This window comes from Paraburkholderia sprentiae WSM5005 (genome assembly GCF_001865575.2).
Classification (GTDB): Bacteria; Pseudomonadota; Gammaproteobacteria; order Burkholderiales; family Burkholderiaceae; genus Paraburkholderia; species Paraburkholderia sprentiae.
Genome location: NZ_CP017562.2, coordinates 1,966,357 through 1,983,113 on the forward strand (window position 1 = coordinate 1,966,357; position 16,757 = coordinate 1,983,113).

General features: G+C 64.2%; 15 protein-coding genes. 4 read left to right on the top strand and 11 right to left on the bottom strand.

Annotated features, from left to right (window positions below; translation table 11 throughout):
- Nucleotides 1-520 precede the first annotated feature (520 nt).
- Nucleotides 521-1,015 carry a hypothetical protein gene (locus BJG93_RS25670; RefSeq protein ID WP_027194133.1) on the top strand — a complete coding sequence of 165 codons (495 nt, stop codon included), beginning with the start codon at nucleotides 521-523 and terminating at the stop codon, nucleotides 1,013-1,015.
- A gap of 591 nt (nucleotides 1,016-1,606) precedes the next feature.
- Here the strand turns inward: BJG93_RS25670 and BJG93_RS25675 are convergent.
- Nucleotides 1,607-2,887, bottom strand: coding sequence for a GGDEF domain-containing protein (locus BJG93_RS25675; RefSeq protein WP_231337522.1), 1,281 nt, complete (start codon nucleotides 2,885-2,887; stop codon nucleotides 1,607-1,609).
- Nucleotides 2,888-3,510: 623 nt separating this feature from the next.
- On the opposite strand from BJG93_RS25675, the gene BJG93_RS25680 reads away from it, so the two are divergent.
- Complete coding sequence (locus BJG93_RS25680; protein ID WP_027194134.1) at nucleotides 3,511-3,900, top strand: DUF6232 family protein; 390 nt, start codon at nucleotides 3,511-3,513, stop codon at nucleotides 3,898-3,900.
- 111 nt (nucleotides 3,901-4,011) lie between these two features.
- Here BJG93_RS25680 and BJG93_RS25685 read toward each other — a convergent pair whose 3' ends face one another.
- Complete coding sequence (locus BJG93_RS25685) at nucleotides 4,012-6,465, bottom strand: glycogen/starch/alpha-glucan phosphorylase (protein ID WP_027194135.1); 2,454 nt, start codon at nucleotides 6,463-6,465, stop codon at nucleotides 4,012-4,014.
- A 753-nt stretch (nucleotides 6,466-7,218) separates the two neighbouring features.
- Between BJG93_RS25685 and BJG93_RS25690 the strand changes: the two genes are divergently transcribed.
- Nucleotides 7,219-8,589 (top strand): MFS transporter, encoded by a 1,371-nt coding sequence (locus BJG93_RS25690; RefSeq protein ID WP_174566129.1) that lies wholly within the window; start codon nucleotides 7,219-7,221, stop codon nucleotides 8,587-8,589.
- Nucleotides 8,590-8,730: 141 nt separating this feature from the next.
- Here BJG93_RS25690 and ltaE read toward each other — a convergent pair whose 3' ends face one another.
- From ltaE to BJG93_RS25705, 3 genes are all read right to left on the bottom strand, one after another.
- Nucleotides 8,731-9,738: a low-specificity L-threonine aldolase gene (gene ltaE / locus BJG93_RS25695; protein ID WP_027194137.1), complete on the bottom strand. Its 1,008-nt coding sequence runs from the start codon at nucleotides 9,736-9,738 to the stop codon at nucleotides 8,731-8,733.
- Nucleotides 9,739-9,926: 188 nt separating this feature from the next.
- The gene (locus BJG93_RS25700; RefSeq protein ID WP_071336608.1) at nucleotides 9,927-10,721 is read right to left on the bottom strand and encodes a peptidoglycan DD-metalloendopeptidase family protein; all 795 of its coding nucleotides are present in this window, start codon (nucleotides 10,719-10,721) and stop codon (nucleotides 9,927-9,929) included.
- A 68-nt stretch (nucleotides 10,722-10,789) separates the two neighbouring features.
- Entirely contained in the window at nucleotides 10,790-11,101 is a 312-nt protein-coding gene (locus tag BJG93_RS25705) for a cupin domain-containing protein (protein WP_027194138.1), read from the bottom strand.
- Between the two features lie 228 nt (nucleotides 11,102-11,329).
- Here BJG93_RS25705 and BJG93_RS25710 point away from each other — a divergent pair, with 228 nt between their 5' ends.
- Complete coding sequence (locus BJG93_RS25710) at nucleotides 11,330-11,650, top strand: hypothetical protein (protein ID WP_027194139.1); 321 nt, start codon at nucleotides 11,330-11,332, stop codon at nucleotides 11,648-11,650.
- Nucleotides 11,651-11,804: 154 nt separating this feature from the next.
- On the opposite strand, the gene BJG93_RS25715 is transcribed toward BJG93_RS25710, so the two are convergent.
- The 6 genes from BJG93_RS25715 to BJG93_RS25740 all read right to left on the bottom strand — a co-directional run bounded on the left by BJG93_RS25715 (nucleotide 11,805) and on the right by BJG93_RS25740 (nucleotide 16,747).
- Entirely contained in the window at nucleotides 11,805-12,119 is a 315-nt protein-coding gene (locus BJG93_RS25715) for a DUF4148 domain-containing protein (RefSeq protein ID WP_027194140.1), read from the bottom strand.
- A gap of 242 nt (nucleotides 12,120-12,361) precedes the next feature.
- The gene (gndA, locus tag BJG93_RS25720) at nucleotides 12,362-13,771 is read right to left on the bottom strand and encodes an NADP-dependent phosphogluconate dehydrogenase (RefSeq protein WP_027194141.1); all 1,410 of its coding nucleotides are present in this window, start codon (nucleotides 13,769-13,771) and stop codon (nucleotides 12,362-12,364) included.
- A 265-nt stretch (nucleotides 13,772-14,036) separates the two neighbouring features.
- Nucleotides 14,037-14,645, bottom strand: coding sequence for a DUF938 domain-containing protein (locus BJG93_RS25725; protein WP_027194142.1), 609 nt, complete (start codon nucleotides 14,643-14,645; stop codon nucleotides 14,037-14,039).
- Between the two features lie 68 nt (nucleotides 14,646-14,713).
- Entirely contained in the window at nucleotides 14,714-15,583 is an 870-nt protein-coding gene (locus BJG93_RS25730; RefSeq protein ID WP_027194143.1) for an NAD-dependent protein deacetylase, read from the bottom strand.
- A 29-nt stretch (nucleotides 15,584-15,612) separates the two neighbouring features.
- On the bottom strand, nucleotides 15,613-15,888 hold the full coding sequence (locus BJG93_RS25735) for an oxidoreductase-like domain-containing protein (RefSeq protein WP_027194144.1): 276 nt from the start codon (nucleotides 15,886-15,888) through the stop codon (nucleotides 15,613-15,615).
- Between the two features lie 94 nt (nucleotides 15,889-15,982).
- Complete coding sequence (locus tag BJG93_RS25740; RefSeq protein WP_027194145.1) at nucleotides 15,983-16,747, bottom strand: SDR family oxidoreductase; 765 nt, start codon at nucleotides 16,745-16,747, stop codon at nucleotides 15,983-15,985.
- Between the last annotated feature and the right edge of the window lie 10 nt (nucleotides 16,748-16,757).

The window sequence follows — 16,757 nt, forward strand, 5'->3', positions numbered from 1 at the left end:
GGGAGTTTGTTGAGGGGAGTTTTTCGGAACAGATGAGCTGTTGCTGGAGAGACCGGGAGGTGCTGGTCAGACGGGTATGGGGCGCTTTCCCGTCATTCACAGGCTGGTGGTCGCGAATGACTCGTCCCACGGAAAACCGAATGAGTACTTGCGACCCCGAGCCGTTTTTCGGGGGCGCGCCGCCGCAACGGCGGCTGTTGGCGCGGTATCTGACGCTCGCTCCGCTGAGTTGATCGATGCACGTCATCGGTAAAACTCTTAGGCGTGCGTGCGGACAGTCAGAAGAACGCTTTAAACAGATCGATGAAAAAGTGTAAATAGCCGACGCCTGCATGCTGTTTTTCTAACACCGAATACACATGTGGCGCCGCCTTATCCGGGATCGATCAGTCTGGCACTGGTTGAGGAAGTTACCTACAGTTGAAACTCCTGATCAGAAGACTAGCTGGACGCCGCATTACCGGACTAATGAAGCGTGCACAGCGAGAATATTGAAAGCCCACTGAAGGAGGGATATTCCATGTTTGGTATCGGTTCTAGAAGTGCGCAGACCCCCAGCGAGTCCAGCCAGAACTCTGACGCTGGTGGCGGCGGCCTCGACACGAGTGGCATCGCAGGACACATCCAAGCGCTCGTCAACGCGAACACGCCTTGCAACGTCCACCACATGTGGCGCAAAGTCGCCCGTGGCGCCATTACTCATCACAGCCAGATTTTCGTCAGCAACCGCAGCAACGGCTTCATCGTGCTCAACTTCGGCTTGTGGATGGGCGCCAACGACACGGTGGAATTCGCCACTGACGAGGCCAAAAATATCCAGTGGTACACCCAAAGCGATACCTACAGCCCTAACCCGGTATCCGTGACGGCGGTGGCGCTGCAGCAGGCGTTCCTCAACACGAGGCAGATGTGTGGGCCGAACTACAAGCTGCTGCACAACAACTGCCAGAAGTTCGCGCGACTGTTTATGACCGAACTCGGCGCCAGTCACAATCGTAGCCTCTTCCACCCCTGAGGCTGCCGCGTCCTGGTGAGCATCCGCCCGTTCACGTCTCACAGCACGATAAGTTCCATCGCCCAGGCGGGAGGGCCGCAGCCACGAGCGACTTGACTTCGTGTCAGGTGCTCGTGATCGGTAGCCCATGCGTACCCGCTGCCATGGCCAGCGGGTAACCAGGCAAACATCGGAGCAGGTTGACCTCCCGCGACCACGAAGCAGACGTTCCGAACTTCGGCGAGCAAGATCACGCGATTCGATCTTTTCTCGAGGCGCGTGCCTTGAAATCGGATCAGGCAATAAACGGACTGGCAACTCTGAGCATGCCCGGCGTAGCGGCTGTGCCGCAGATGCGCAGACGCCACATTTAAACGAATGTCGCGTCGTCCACGGCCCCTATGCGATTTACGCCAACAACGCTGCGCTTGCCTTGAAGTTCTGGCTTCTCACTTCACCGTAAGCGGTCGGTGAAAACAGGTCGTCCTCCACCAGCGACCGCTTTATACATCATGGTTCAGCGCGTGCAATCGGCCACGAACGGTCCTTCATATTCTCTTGGCGAATGTCTGCTGATCAGCGTCTGGCCGCCATCCGCTCTCAGAGATTTGGTCAATTCGGCTTCGGTGCTTCCGTGACGGCTCCGAACGTTTGAGCACGAGCAGAGACCGCTGCGACGACACGATTCCGCCCCATAGCCTTTGCCGAATAAAGCGCCGCGTCGGATCGCGCCATCAGGTTTTTCAGCGATTCGCCCGTCTCATATTCCGAGACGCCAGCGCTGAACGTGCACTCCACTTCTCCGCCGGGGATGGCTAGCGCAGCCGTGGCAATTTGCAGGCGCAAACGATCAACTATTGCAACAGCGTCTGCTCCGGAGGTTTCTGGCAACAGGACCGCAAACTCTTCCCCGCCAAGACGCCCAAAAATATCGCCTCGCCTGATACCCTTCGACATGATGGAAGCGAAGTGAAACAGCGCGCTGTCTCCGACTGCGTGACCGTGTCCGTCGTTTATTGCCTTGAAATGGTCAATATCAAGGATTGCAACAGCCAGGCGCAACCTTGTACGGTTCGCATGCGCTAGCAGCAATTCGGCGCGAGCCATAAACTCGCGCCGAACGAGCGCTCCGGTCAGATCATCAACAGTCGCCAGCCGCTCCATCCGCTCAGCCATGCGGTCATACGCGAGCATGACTACACCTATCGAAAGGCACGGCAAGGTTAATATGCCGATGCCGATATACGCGACGTTCATAGGTGTCAGGTCTAGAACGTGTGCGTGCTGTTCCCAGCCTAGACCGGTCACGATCGCCCGAGCAATGTAGACGAGCCCTCCGAGCACCGCGACGAAGGCTAGGAATTGATAGCTGTACCGAGGCCGATGCGGAGGACGCATGATGTATACCGTCCAGCCGATACATAGACGAAAGTAGCCAACGAAGGCAGCCATCGAAATAATCCGGGCATCCGGGTTCGGCGAAACATAGGTCCAGTAAACAAGGCCGATCACCAGAATGACGTATGCCACAACCGCGTGGGGTTGCGAAGGGCGAAGGGCGAAAAACTTTCTGAAACCTTGCAGCGCTACGATTGGGATGGCTGCAAGGAGCGCACTGGATATGAGAATAGCCATGGGCGTTGGGGAGGCGCCACACAACGTCAGAACAACCAATGCGGACACGGCCAGAATGTTTGCACCGAACCAGCGGTACAGCCCAGGAATCCCGGACAGCGAACTCAATATGAGTACGCTCACGGCGGTCGACATGATTCCGACAATATAAAGACCAACAGGGCTGAACATAGCTTTGCGGTGTGAACCTTTCCCCAGGATTAGAGCAAGGCGGAATGGGGAGCGTCCTGTTGCGTTCGAACCGATCTTTGTAAACATTGAAGCCTGCCTAAGTGGGCGGGCTGAATCCTTGTCGGGGAAGACATGAGAAGCCGTGGTAAGTATAAACCCCTAATGCCGCATAAGGTGGGCCGACACGGACTCTTGCACCGGTTCCACCCGTAGTCGGTCCGACATCGGTCCGGTCTTCGACATAAGACCTGTGAACGTTGGTGGACAGCTAGAGGTGCGGATGGACCCGCAACCGGCATGTCCAATGGGATTACTTCTCGTGAACATGCACGGGACCGACCATTGATCGGCTTAAGCGGCTCGGTTTGAGCAAGCCGAACGGCCGCTCTTGAACGGCGGAGACGTTCGCAAATATTCGCCGAAGGGCCGCAGTGGGTCGAAAGTGTGAGTTCGCTAACGTGGGAAGCCGCCGCTCAACTCTCAAACGGAGCCACGGTCAGCAGTCCGCCGCATTGCCGACGTAGATCGGAGATCATTCTAACGACGGCAATGGCCGACGACCCGGCTGATGCTAAACAACTGATTTTTTTAGTCACCGATGTCGTGCCTCCTTGCTCTGCAGGCCTGCGAAAGGATAAAAAAGTCCATAACTTTAGGAACCTCAAGGAAGTCTGCTACGCTGCGCGCTTCACAACCCTTGCATTGAAACGATGGAAACGCCTTTCAACGATCGCGGCGTGTCGGTCACGCGCAACGCCCTGTCGTCCGCGGGTCAAGTCTTCCCGCTGCGCGATATCGTCGACGTGCACGTCGTCACCGTGCAGAAGAACAAGGTCGTGCCGCTCGTGATCTCGGTGGCCGGGCTGATCGGCTCGATCGTCGGCGGCGTGCTGCACTCGGCGCCGGGACTCGTATGCGGGGTGATGCTGATCGTGGTCGGTTGGCTCACCTGGGCGACCCAGGACGTCACGCATCGGCTGATGGTCAAGACGGCCGCCGGCGAGCGCGAGGCGCTGATGAGCACGGATCGCGAGTTCGTCGAACAGGTCGGCGAGGCCGTGCATCGGGCGAAGGCGGCGGCCGCGGCGACGAAGGCATGACGCGGGACGACGATCGAACATGACAAGCCGCGCGCCACTGATCAGCATCAGCCCGCACGGCTTTCGATTTGCTTGCCCTGAAGTTACCCCTACGGTGGCGTCGTCTCGCGCTCAATCGAGACTGAGCGGACTCACGCGCCAGATATTGCGCGCATATTCACCGATCGTGCGATCCGACGAGAACTGCCCCATGCCCGCGACGTTCTCGATCGCGCTTTCCGCCCACGCGTGCCGGTCGACGAAACGCGCATCCACCTGGTTCTGCGCCTTGGCGAACGCGTCGAAATCGGCAAGCACCATGTAGTGGTCGCCCCAGTCGACCAGCGTGTGAAAGATATCCGAAAAGCGCAGCGGATCGTCCGGTGAAAAGAAGCCCGAGCGAATCTGATCGAGCGCCGTGCGCAACGCTTCGTTCTCCTCGTAAATACGCCGCGGCCGATAGCCGCTTGCGCGTAGGTCGTCCACCTCGTCGGCGGTGTGGCCGAAGATGAAGATGTTGTCGGACCCGACCGCGTCGCGGATTTCGATGTTCGCGCCGTCCATCGTGCCGATCGTCAAAGCGCCATTGAGCGCGAGCTTCATGTTGCCGGTGCCCGACGCCTCGGTGCCGGCCATCGAGATCTGCTCCGACAGATCGGCCGCCGGAATGATCAGCTCGGCCACGCTGACGCCGTAGTTCGGCACGAACACGACCTTCAGCCGATCGCCGATCAGCGGATCGTGATTGACCTTCTCGCTGACGTCGCCGATCAGCTTGATGATCGTCTTGGCCATCCGGTACGCGGACGCGGCCTTGCCCGCGAACAACACCACGCGCGGCACCCAGTCGCGCTCGGGATTCGCGCGAATCTCGTTGTAGCGCACGATCACGTGCAGCACGTTGAGTAGCTGACGCTTGTATTCGTGAATGCGCTTGACCTGCAGATCGAACAGCGCGTCCGGATCGAAGTGCAGCTTCGTGTGATGCGCGAGCCGGTGCACGAGCCGCAGCTTGCTCTGTCGCTTGGCTTCGCGAAACGCCTCGACGAACTCGTCGTCCTTGCGCAGATTGCGCAGCTGCTCGAGCTCGAACAGATTGCTGCGCCAATGCTTGCCGATGCGCGCATCGATCAGCTGCGACAGCGACGGACTCGCCTGCGCGAGCCAGCGGCGTGGCGTGATGCCGTTGGTCACGTTGGTGAAGCGCTCGGGATAGATGCGCGCGAAGTCGGCGAAGATGTCGCGGGTCATCAGCTGCGAATGCAGCTTCGACACGCCGTTCACCTTGTGACTCGCGACGATCGCCAGATACGCCATGCGCACGCGCCGCTGCCCATATTCATCGACGAGCGAAATGCGGCGGATCATCTCGGCGTCGTGGCCCGAGTGCTCGCTGACATGCTTCAGAAACTGCGCGTTGATTTCGAAGATGATCTCGAGATGCCGCGGCAGCAGGCGTGACAACATTTCGACATCCCAGGTTTCGAGCGCCTCCGGCATCAGCGTGTGATTCGTGTACGAGAAGATCTGCGTCACGTGTTTCCACGCCTTGTCCCACGGCACATGATGCTCGTCGACGAGCAGACGCATCAGCTCGGGAATCGCCAGCACCGGATGCGTGTCGTTCAGATGCACCGCGACCTTCTCCGAGAAGCGTCCGAACGTGCTGTGCGTGCGCTGATAGCGGCGGATCAGATCCTGCATCGTCGCCGACACGAAGAAATACTCCTGGCGCAGTCGCAATTCGCGGCCGGCCGGCGTCGAATCGTCCGGATAGAGCAGCCGCGACACGTTCTCCGACATATTCTTGGTGTCGACCGCGTTGCGATAGTCGCCACGATTGAATGCGCCGAGGTCGAGTTCCTCGGTCGCGCGCGCGGACCACAGGCGCAGCGTGTTGGTCGCGTCGGTCGCGTAGCCGGGGATCACGGTGTCGTACGCGGTCGCGTTCACATGCTCGGTGTCGATCCATTCGGTCTTGTCGCCGCGCTGCACCGTGCGGCCGCCGAAGTGCACCATGTACTTGATTTCTGGCCGCGGAAATTCCCACGGATTGCCGGCGCGCAGCCAGTAATCGGGCGCCTCGACCTGCTCGCCGTTGACGATTTCCTGACGGAACATGCCGTACTGGTAACGGATGCCGTAGCCGAAGCCCGGAATGCCGAGCGTCGCCATCGAGTCGAGAAAGCACGCGGCGAGCCGGCCGAGGCCGCCGTTGCCGAGCGCTGCGTCGGGTTCGATATCGATCAGCGCGTCCATGTCGACGCCGAGGCTCGCGAGCGCCTCCTTCATCTGATCGTGAATGCCGAGCGCGAGTAGCGCGTTGGAAAACGTTCTGCCGATCAGAAACTCCATCGACAGGTAGTAGACCCGCTTCACGTCCTGCTCGTATTGCAGGCGCGTGGTCTTCATCCAGCGGGCGACGAGCCGGTCGCGCACGGCCAGCGCGGCCGCGTGCAGCCAGTCATGCGGGTGAGCGGTGACGGCGTCCTTGCCGACGCCGTACATCATGCGATTCGAAATTGAGCGACGTAGCGCGTCGACGGTACTGTTGAGCTGGTCGAATTCCAGATCGACGGTTGTCATCGAAGCCTCCGGGAAGTTCGACATGGCAGACGCGAACCGCACTGGAGACGGACGGGAGGCGCGTGCCTGTCGGAGCGGTTTAAAGAAACAGAGTAGGACATTTTAGGACTCGCGCACACCGGCGCGCGAGCGGACGGTGCCGCATAAGGCGTGCCCGGCGAGCTCGCCCGCTGCCGCGCGACCGAGCCGCGGCGGGCGCCCGGACGCGGTGCAAGGCTGCGTGGCAGCGGCACTCCGGGTGGGCATCGGCGCGCGTGAGTCGGATGACGAAAGCAGGTTGGAAGGCGTACGCCCGAAGCATCTGCGATGCCGCACATCGATTCATTTTTCCGATGCGTGACGGGTGGATGAAACCCCGAATAGCCTGGTCCTGTGATCGAATGGGAGGCCCGTTCTGCCGGGCGGTTCTGTCGTATGCGCGCCGATTCGGAGATGGCGGATGGGATTGACGGTTAGTTGCCTTTCCCTGATATCAAAGCGCCTCATCTTCAAGCAGCCTCCCGGTCCCTGCCCGCCTCCCTGCGCGATCGTGCCGTCTCTGTAACAATCGCGACGTTGCGCCGCACAAGCCGCAACACTGACCCGCCGTGAACCGACCGCGCGCGCCTCATCCACGACGAAACCGCCGCCCAAGCGCGTCGCCTCTCCGAAGCGACCGACACCGGCATGCCCAACCCCACGAGCCACGCCTTGTCCGATAAGCTCAGCCCCGCCGTCGGCGTCCCCACGCCGATTCTCCCCGCCGACGGCCCGATGTCGGCCGCCAACCGCCGCGCGATGGCCGCGATCATGCTCGCCGTCGCGCTCGCCACGCTCGATACCGCCATCGCCAACACCGCGCTGCCCGCGATCGCCGGCGACCTGCACGCGGCGCCGGCCGCCTCGGTCTGGATCATCAACGCATATCAGCTCGCGATGGTCGCGACGCTGCTGCCGCTCGCCGCGCTCGGCGATATCGTCGGACATCGGCGCATCTATATCGGCGGCATCGCGCTGTTCACGCTGAGCTCGCTCGGCTGCGCGATGGCGCCGACGCTGCCGCTGCTCGCCGCCGCGCGCATCGTGCAGGGCTTGGGCGCCAGCGCGATCATGAGCGTCAACACCGCGCTGATCCGCTATCTGTACCCGCCGCATCGGCTGGGTCGCGGGCTTGGCACCAATGCGCTGATCGTCGGCGTGTCGTTCGCGGTCGGGCCGACGGTGGCGTCGCTGATTCTGTCGGTCGCGACGTGGCCGTGGCTGTTCGCGGTCAACGTGCCGCTCGGTGTACTCGCGCTGAGCTTCGCGATGCCTGCGCTGCCGCATACCGCGCAGAGCCGGCACCCGCTCGATCCGGTGGCGGCGCTGCTCAACGTGGTCACGTTCGCCGCGCTGATCTTCGCGCTCGGTGAGGCGGCGCAACGCGCGTCGATGCAGATCGTGCTCACCGCCGCGGCGATCGCCGGCGGGTTCGGGCTGCTGCTGGTCCGCCGTGAGGCGGGCCACCCCGCGCCGATGCTGCCTGTCGATCTGTTCAAGCGGCCGGTGTTCGCGCTGTCGGCGGTGACGGCCGTGTGCTCGTTCGCCGCGCAGGGCCTCGCGTTCGTGTCGCTGCCGTTCTATTTCGAGGACGTGCTGCTGCGCAGCCAGGTCGAAACCGGCTTCCTGATGACGCCGTGGCCCGTCGTGGTCGCGCTCGCCGCGCCGCTCGCGGGCGGCCTGTCGGACCGCTACCCGCCGGGGCTGCTCGGCGCGATCGGGCTCGCGGTGCTGTCGGCGGGGATGGCCTCGCTGGCGATGCTGCCCGCCCATCCGCACGTGCTCGACATCGGCATCCGTATGGCGATCTGCGGCGCGGGTTTCGGCTTTTTCCAGTCACCGAATCTGAAGGCGCTGATGGCGAGCGCGCCGCCGGAGCGCAGCGGCGGCGCGAGCGGCATCGTGGCGACCGCTCGGCTGCTCGGACAGGCGACCGGCGCGGCCCTGGTCGCGCTGTGCTTCGGCATTGCCGGCCGCCAGCATGGGCCGACGCTCGCGCTCGGCCTCGGCGCGTTCTTCGCCGGCGCGGCGAGCCTAGCGAGCGGCTTGCGGCTGCTCGCGCCGTCGCATCGCGCGGGCGTGCAGGCGAAAGCGGCGGTCAAGTGAGATATGCGCCGGACGGCGCGTGAGCCAGGGATGAAGCCCGAATGAAGCGCGCCTCGAACGAGCGCGCACGAGTTGAAGCCAGTGCGGGAAGACGAGGCGGCAACCACGCGAGCCGCCTCGCTTACGACCCATGCGTCGCGATCAACGTGCCGCGAAATAGCCCTTCACCGCGGCAATGAAGGTGTCGATATCGCCGCGCGACACGTCCATGTGCGTAACGAAGCGCGACGCATACAGCATCTGCGTGAGGATGCCGCGCTCCTTGAGCCACGCCTCGAGCGGCGCGCAATGCTGCTGCGGAAACTGCGCGAACACCATGTTCGTGGCGACCGACTGCATCTTCACCTGCTCGATCGTCTGCAACCCCGCCGCCAGATGCGCGGCGTTCGCGTGGTCGTCGGCGAGACGCTCGACGTTGTGATCGAGCGCGTACAGGCACGCCGCCGCGAGCACACCCGCCTGGCGCATGCCGCCGCCGAGCACCTTGCGCCAGCGATGCGCGACGTCGATCAGCGCGCGGCTGCCGACCAGCACCGAGCCGACCGGCGCGCCCAGTCCCTTCGAAAAGCAGATCGACACCGAATCGAATGGCTCGGCGAGCGTCGCGACCGGCTTGCCCGCCGCGACCGCCGCGTTGAACACGCGCGCGCCGTCGAGGTGGGTCGCGAGGCCGCGCTCACGCGCGAGCTGCGTCGCCTCGGTAACGTACTGCGCGGGCAGCACCTTGCCGCCGATCGTGTTTTCCAGCGTGAGCAGCCGCGAGCGCGCGAAGTGATCGTCGATCGGCTTGATCGCGGCGGCGATCTTCTCGAGCGGGATCGAACCGTCGGCGGCGTTTTCGAGCGGCTGTGGCTGGATGCTGCCGAGCACCGCCGCGCCGCCGCCCTCATATTTATAGGTGTGCGCGAGCTGGCCGACGATGTATTCGTCGCCGCGCGCGCAGTGCGCCATCAACGCGGCGAGGTTGCTTTGCGTGCCGCTCGGGAAGAACAGCCCCGCTTCCTTGCCGGTGCGCTCGGCCAGCGTGGCCTGCAGACGCAATACGGTGGGGTCGTCGCCCCAGACATCGTCGCCGACTTCGGCCGCCGACATCGCCGCGAGCATCGGCGGAGTCGGACGGGTAACGGTATCGCTGCGCAAATCGATCATTGTGTGTCCCTGTGCGTCCATGAATGACAGGCTGTAAAGCAACCGGCCGCGTGCGCTCCGCAAGGAACGCTCACGCGCCGGCAAACGAGCCACACAGTGTATTTCAATTCAGACGGCGCCGAAAATCGGCGCCTCGCCGGAAGGCAGCCGCTCGCGCTGCGATGAGTCGACGGACGCGACCGGGACGCTCAGCCGCCAGGCTTCGGCAGCCACTGGAGCGGATCGACCGGCTGGCCGTTCTGGCGCACTTCGAACTGGATCGACGCGACGCCGCGGCTATCGACACCGACCTCGCCGATCGTCTGCCCTTGCGCGACCGCGTCGCCTTCCTTGACGAGCAGCTGGCTGTTCTGGCCGTACGCGGTGATCAGCGAATCGTTGTGCTTGATGATGATGAGCGGGCCATAGGCTTCGATGCCGCTGCCCGCGTAAACCACCCGGCCGGTCGCCGCGGCCTTGACCGGATCGCCGGGTTGCCCGCCGATCACGATGCCGTTGGATTTGCCCGGCGAGAACGTGCGCAGGATCGGTCCGCGCAACGGCCACTCAAGCATGCCCTGCTGCGGCGCGGCCGCGCCGACCGGCGCACCGGGTACGGCGCCCGGCGGCAGGTTCGCGGTCGCGCCCGGCGCGGCTGGCGCCACCGCAGCCGGCGGCGCGACCACGCTGCCGGAGATCATCGGCGGCGAAACGCGCAGCACCTGGCCAGGCGCGACCGCCGCGTTGACCGGCAAGCCGTTCCACGCGGCGATTTCCTGGGCGCTGCGTCCATACGCCGAAGCGATGCCGGAGAGGGTATCGCCCGGATTCACGCGGTAGTAGCCGGCGGGCACCGGGACCGTCGCGAGGCTGGTCGTGCCCGACGGCGCGGTGCTGTAGAACGGCGTGCTTTCCCACGGCATCGTCGTGCAGCCGGCGATCAGCACGCCGAGCACCGCCGCCATCAGGAGGCGGATCCCCGTCGGCTGCCATTGTTGTGTCATTTGGTTTTCCTCGACGTGTGTCTCAACCCGGTTCAATCGACGCGATAGCAATTGTCGTGCCGTCATCTTCAGACGCTACCCTGCGTTTCGACGACGAGCACGCGAGCCGCGCCCAGCGGATGAGCGACGTGCTCGGTGCCGACCGACGCATAGAACACGTCGCCCGTTTCGAGCACCGTCGAGCGTTCGATGCCGTCTTCGCGATAGCGCATCTCGACGCGCCCGTCGAGCACGGCAAACACCTCCTCGCCGTCGTTCACGTGCCACTTGTACGGCTGGTCGGTCCAATGCAAACGCGTGGTGATGCCGTTCATGTTCGCGATCTCGAGCGCGCCCCAGGCACGCGACGGAGTAAAGCTTCTGCTGCGAATGATCTTCATGGTCGATGAGCAATTGGCAAGCGCGCGGACCACGCGACCAGCGCCGTCTGCCCACGGGCGACGGCGCTGGCGCGGCTGGCCCTATTATAGGTCGCGCGGCTCGCGGCACTTCGCAAGCGAGCCGGTGCGGCGGATTCGCCCGATCGTTGCAGGCAATCGACCATCGCCTATACTCAGTCAAGCCGCGCGGAGCTCACCACACCGTCGGGATTCTGGGAGGAATCGAGGATGAATAAAGCCACTTTTCTGGCCGTGCAACTGAACGTCGACGATGTCGCCGCGTCTCCGGGCCTCGTCGAACTGCTGAACACACATCTGGTCTTTGCCGCCGACGTCGCCGAGGCCGCCGATGCGCTCGTGCAACTGGCGAGCATCGCAAGGCTGTCGAGCGGGGTCGAGGCGAGCGTCGAGCTGCCCGCGGTGGCGATCGAGCGGCTGCGCGATGCGCTCGACAACCTGAGCGGCTACGACGAATCGTGGCTGCTCGCGCTGGAGCCGAGCCGCGAGCTGTTCGATGACATCGGCCGGCGGCAGCGAACGCTGCATTGACGCGAAACCGCCGCACAACGGGACCTGTAAACGACAAAACGCCATCCGTTGAACTGGATGGCGTTTTTTCTTGCCCGCCGCATTCGGGCTATTTCCCGACGCGGCGTCCCTGCAGACTACAACTACCCACTGCACCTGCACACTTCTACTGCGATTAGCCGCCGAAGTACACCGAGTTGCGATCGGCCTTCGCGGGAAGGGCAGCGTGGCCCGCTTGCGAGGTGCCGACAGCCGGAGCGCCGTAGCCGCTGGTGTCCGTGCCGTGTTGCGCATCGACGCGGGCTTGCGCTGCCTGGATGTTCGCCGGGTAGGTTGCGTCGTCAGCGGTCGGGTTGTAGCCCGCTTTTTCGAGTTGAACCAGTTCAGCGCGAACTTGAGCGCGGGTCACCGGCTGGCTGGCTTGAGCGAACGAAGCGACCGGAACAACGAGGGCGACGGCGATAGCAACTGCGGAAATCAGAGTCTTCATGATTAACCTCCAAATGACTTGTTGTGATGCGCTTCGGGTTTCTGCTTTTCCCTCAGCGGTTGAAAACAAGTGTAGAGGTGTCGTGACCTAGGGTAAACCCTTAAGTCAGCGAAAGTCTATTGTTCCTATCGCAATAGTCGACCGGGCTTTTTAAACCTATAGATGCGGGTCCAGACGAAGAAACGGCCCGGCACGCCCTATGACCATGGCGCGCCGGGCCGTTTTTCAAACCCTCGAAACCCTCAACTCCACTGTGCGTGGAAGCTGCCCGGCTTGTCGATGCGTTCGAACGTATGCGCGCCGAAGAAGTCGCGTTGCGCCTGCACGAGGTTCGCGGGCAGACGCTCCGAGCGGTACGCGTCGAAATACGCGATCGCCGACGCGAACGCCGGCACCGGCACACCCGCGTTGATCGCGGCCACCACGACTTCGCGCAGCGCCGCCTGGTAGTTCTTCGCGATGTCGCGGAAGTATGGATCGAGCAGCAGGTTCGCGAGCACCTTGTCCGTCGAGTAGGCGTCGGTGATCTTTTGCAGGAAGCGCGCGCGGATGATGCAGCCCGCCCGGAAGATTTTCGCGATCGTGCCGTAGTCGAGATCCCACTTGTACTCTTCCGACGCGGCGCGCAACTGCGCAAAGCCTTGCGCGTATGAGATCACCTTGCTGAAGTACAACGCGCGGCGCACCGATTCGATGAACGCCTCCTTTGCGCCTTCGAGCGGCTTGGCCAGCGGACCTTCGAGCAGCTTGCTCGCGGCCACGCGCTGGGTCTTCAGCGACGACAGCACGCGCGCGAACACCGCTTCGGTGATCAGCGGCAGCGGCGCGCCAAGGTCGAGCGCGTTCTGGCTGGTCCACTTGCCCGTGCCCTTCTGCGCCGCACGGTCGAGGATCACGTCGACGAGGTCCTTGCCGGTTTCGTCGTCCTTCTTGCCGAAAATCTTCGACGTGATTTCGATCAGGTAGCTGTCGAGTTCGCCTTGGTTCCACTCGGTGTACACCTTGCCGAGTTCCTCGTTGGACAAGCCGACGACCTGCTTCAGCACCGCGTAGCTTTCCGCGATCAACTGCATATCGCCGTACTCGATGCCGTTGTGCACCATCTTCACGAAGTGGCCCGCGCCGTCCGGTCCCATGTACGCGACGCAGGGCTCGCCGTCGGGCGCCTTCGCGGCGATCTCGGTGAGGATCGGCGCGACGAGGTCGTACGCGTCGCGCTGGCCGCCCGGCATGATCGACGGGCCTTTCAGCGCGCCTTCCTCGCCGCCCGACACGCCCGTGCCGATGAAATGCAGACCCGCCTTCGCGAGTTCCTGGTTGCGGCGGATCGTGTCGGTGAAATGCGTGTTGCCGCCGTCGATCAGGATGTCGCCCTTGTCGAGCAGCGGCTTGAGCGAGGCAATGGTCGCGTCGGTCGGCTCGCCGGCCTTGACCATCAGCAGAATGCGGCGCGGCTTTTCGAGCGAGTCGACGAACTCTTCCAGCGTGAAAGCCGGCACCAGTTTGCGGTCCGGATATTCGGCGATGAGTTCGTCGGTTTTCGCGCGGCTACGGTTATAAACCGACACCGCATGGCCGCGGCTCTCGATGTTGAGCGCCAGATTGCGGCCCATGACCGCCAGCCCGACCACGCCGATTGCCTGTTTGCCCATTTGAATTCTCCAGAGTCCAAAAAATGTCGTGTCGCCGCGCTGCAAAAACACTGGCGCGGCGTCGAGGGTGAAAGGATAAAAGAAATGCGCGCTTGCCGCTTGATGGCCGGCAAGGACGCGGCTGCCCGTGCTCGTGCCGCACTCCTGTTCGCGCGTGGCGACAGATATTGTGCGCGCGTCGCCGCGCGGGCGGCGGGTTCGGTTTTGGATCGGACTGAGGTTTGGCGGACCGCATGGACGAATACGCGGCCCGTCGATGTACCCGCTACCCTGCCCGCTTGATGAACACCAGACTGAAGTTATTGGCGGGCATCGCGACCACCCGCTCGCAGGTGAGCCCCGCCGCGTCGCCGAGCGCGACGACCGCTTCCATGTCGCGCACGCCCCATTCCGGATCGCGACTCTTCAACCATTGATCGAACGCTTCGTTGCTCGGCGCCGTCTGCGCGCCGCCGCGCCGGTAAGGACCATACAGAAACAACACGCCGCCGTCGACGAGCCGCCGCCCGGCGCCATCGAACAGTGCCTGCGCCGCGCTCCACGGCGAGATGTGGATCATGTTGATGCAGACCACCGCGTCGAGCGCATCGACGCCCCAGTCCGCCTGATGCACGTCGAGCGCGAGCGGCGCGCGCACGTTCGCGAGCCCGGTGTGCGCGGTCCACGCGGCAATCGATGCTCGCGCAGCCGCGTCGGCATCGCTCGGCTGCCAGTCGAGGCCCGGTAGCGCGCCGGCGAACCAGATCGCGTGCTCGCCGGTGCCGCTCGCGATTTCGAGCACGTGGCCGCCGGCCGGCAGCGCATCTCGCAGCACGGCGAGGATCGGTTCGCGATTGCGTTCGGCGGATGGCGAATGTTGCCGGGCGTCGGTCATGGTCGGCCTCGCGTGTTGCTTTTGAGTGTTGAAGGTGACGTGCGCGATGTACTCACGATGTACTCATTTCAATCGCCAGCCAGCCGACCGGCGAGCGCGCTCAAGGTATCGCCGCACGGCGCGGCCACCTTCAGCGACAGCAGCGGATCGGCGCGCGTGCGGCCGAGGTTGATCGCCGCGATCGGTTTGCCCTGGCGCTGCGCCCAGACGCAGAAGCGGTAGCCGGAATACACCATCAGCGACGAGCCGGCCACGAGCACCGCGTCGGCGGCATCGAGCGCATGCGAGGCCGCTTCGACGCGCGCCTTCGGCACGTTCTCGCCGAAGAACACCACCGACGGCTTCAGCAGCCCGCCGCAGTTCGAGCATGCCGGCACGCGAAAGCCGCCGAGATCGTGCCACGCGAGATGCGCGTCGCCATCGGCCGCGGCTTCGGCCGTGACGTCGAGCAGCGCGGGGTTATCGGCTTCGAGCGTCTGCTGGATCTGCGCGCGCGAATGCTGCATGCCGCAGTTCAGACAGCTCACGCCGTCGATACCGCCATGCAACTCGATGACGTCGCGGCTGCCCGCGCGCTGATGCAAACCGTCGACGTTCTGCGTGACCAGTGTCGGCACGTGACCGGCCGCTTCGAGCCGCGCGAGCGCGACATGCGCGGCATTCGGCTGCGCGCGCGCGACGAGCGGCCAGCCGACCATGCTGCGCGCCCAGTAGCGCTGACGCATCGCGAGCGTGCCGAGGAACTCCTGCAGCGTGATCGGCGGCGAGCGCTTCCATGCGCCGTTGTCGTCGCGATAGCCGGGGATGCCGGAGTCGGTGCTGATGCCCGCGCCGGTCAGCACGAACAGGCGTGGATGACGCTGCACGAAGCGATGCAGATCGTCGAGCGTGTGCGGGTCGTCCAAGGGTTCGGTCGGCGTGAGCTGAAGGTCGGTCATGTCGGGGACGGTGCAAGAGCATGCGTGAATCAGCGGCGGGGGCGCGGTTTGCCGCGCGCCGGCGTCGAGCGAGGCGCGTCGGCTTGCGGCTCCGATTTCGCGCCCTTCGCGTCCGCTCGCCGCGCTGGCCGCGCCTTGTGTGCCTGCCGCTGCTGCCACGCAGCTAGCGCGAGCTCGTAGCGTTCGAGCGCTTCGTCGTAGAGATCGAACACACACTGCGTGCAGCCGCTATGACAGCAGTCGTCGAGATCGGGCCGCGCGGGCGGCTGCGGCGGCGGGTCGTCGCTGGGTGTGGCTCGGGGCACGGCGCGTGGCTTTTGCGTGGAAAGGCGGTGGAGCGTCCAGTATAAGTTGAACGCGCGAGCCCGCGCCGCCTCCCCTCGCGGTGCGGCGCGCCGCTCAACCGCGCCCGACGAACGGCATCTTGCTCGCCATGATCGTCATGAACTGCACGTTCGCCGACAGCGGCAGGTTCGCCATCTGCAGCACCGCGTCGGCGACATGCTGCACGTCCATCAGCGGCTCGACCGCGATCTCGCCGTTCGCCTGGGGCACACCGCGCGCCATCCGCGCGGCCATCTCGGTCGCCGCGTTGCCGATGTCGATCTGCCCGCACACGATGTCGTACTTGCGGCCGTCGAGCGACACCGCTTTCGTGAGTCCCGTAATGGCGTGTTTGGTCGCCGTGTACGCGGCGCTGTTCGGGCGCGGCGCGTGCGCGGAGATCGAGCCATTGTTGATGATGCGGCCACCGCGCGGATTCTGCGTCTTCATCAAGCCGAAGGCCGCGCGCGTGCACAGGAACACGCCGTTCAGATTGGTATCGACGATGGAGCGCCATTCGTCGATGCTGACTTCGTCGAGATCGACGGGCGAGCCGTTGCGTCCGGCGTTGTTGAACAGCACGTCGAGCCGGCCGAAGCGCGCGCGGATCGTGTCGAACAACGCGGCGACGCTCTCGGCGTCGGTCACGTCGCACGCTACCGCGAGTGCGTCGCCGCGCAGCGCCTGGGCTTCCTGCGCGACCGCATCGAGCGCGGCCTGGCGGCGTCCGGCGAGCACCACGCGATAGCCATGCTGCGCGAGCGTGAGTGCGCACGCGCGGCCGATGCCGCTGCCCGCGCCCGTCACCAGTGCCACTTTTCCGTTTGCTGTTTCCGACATCACGCCTCTC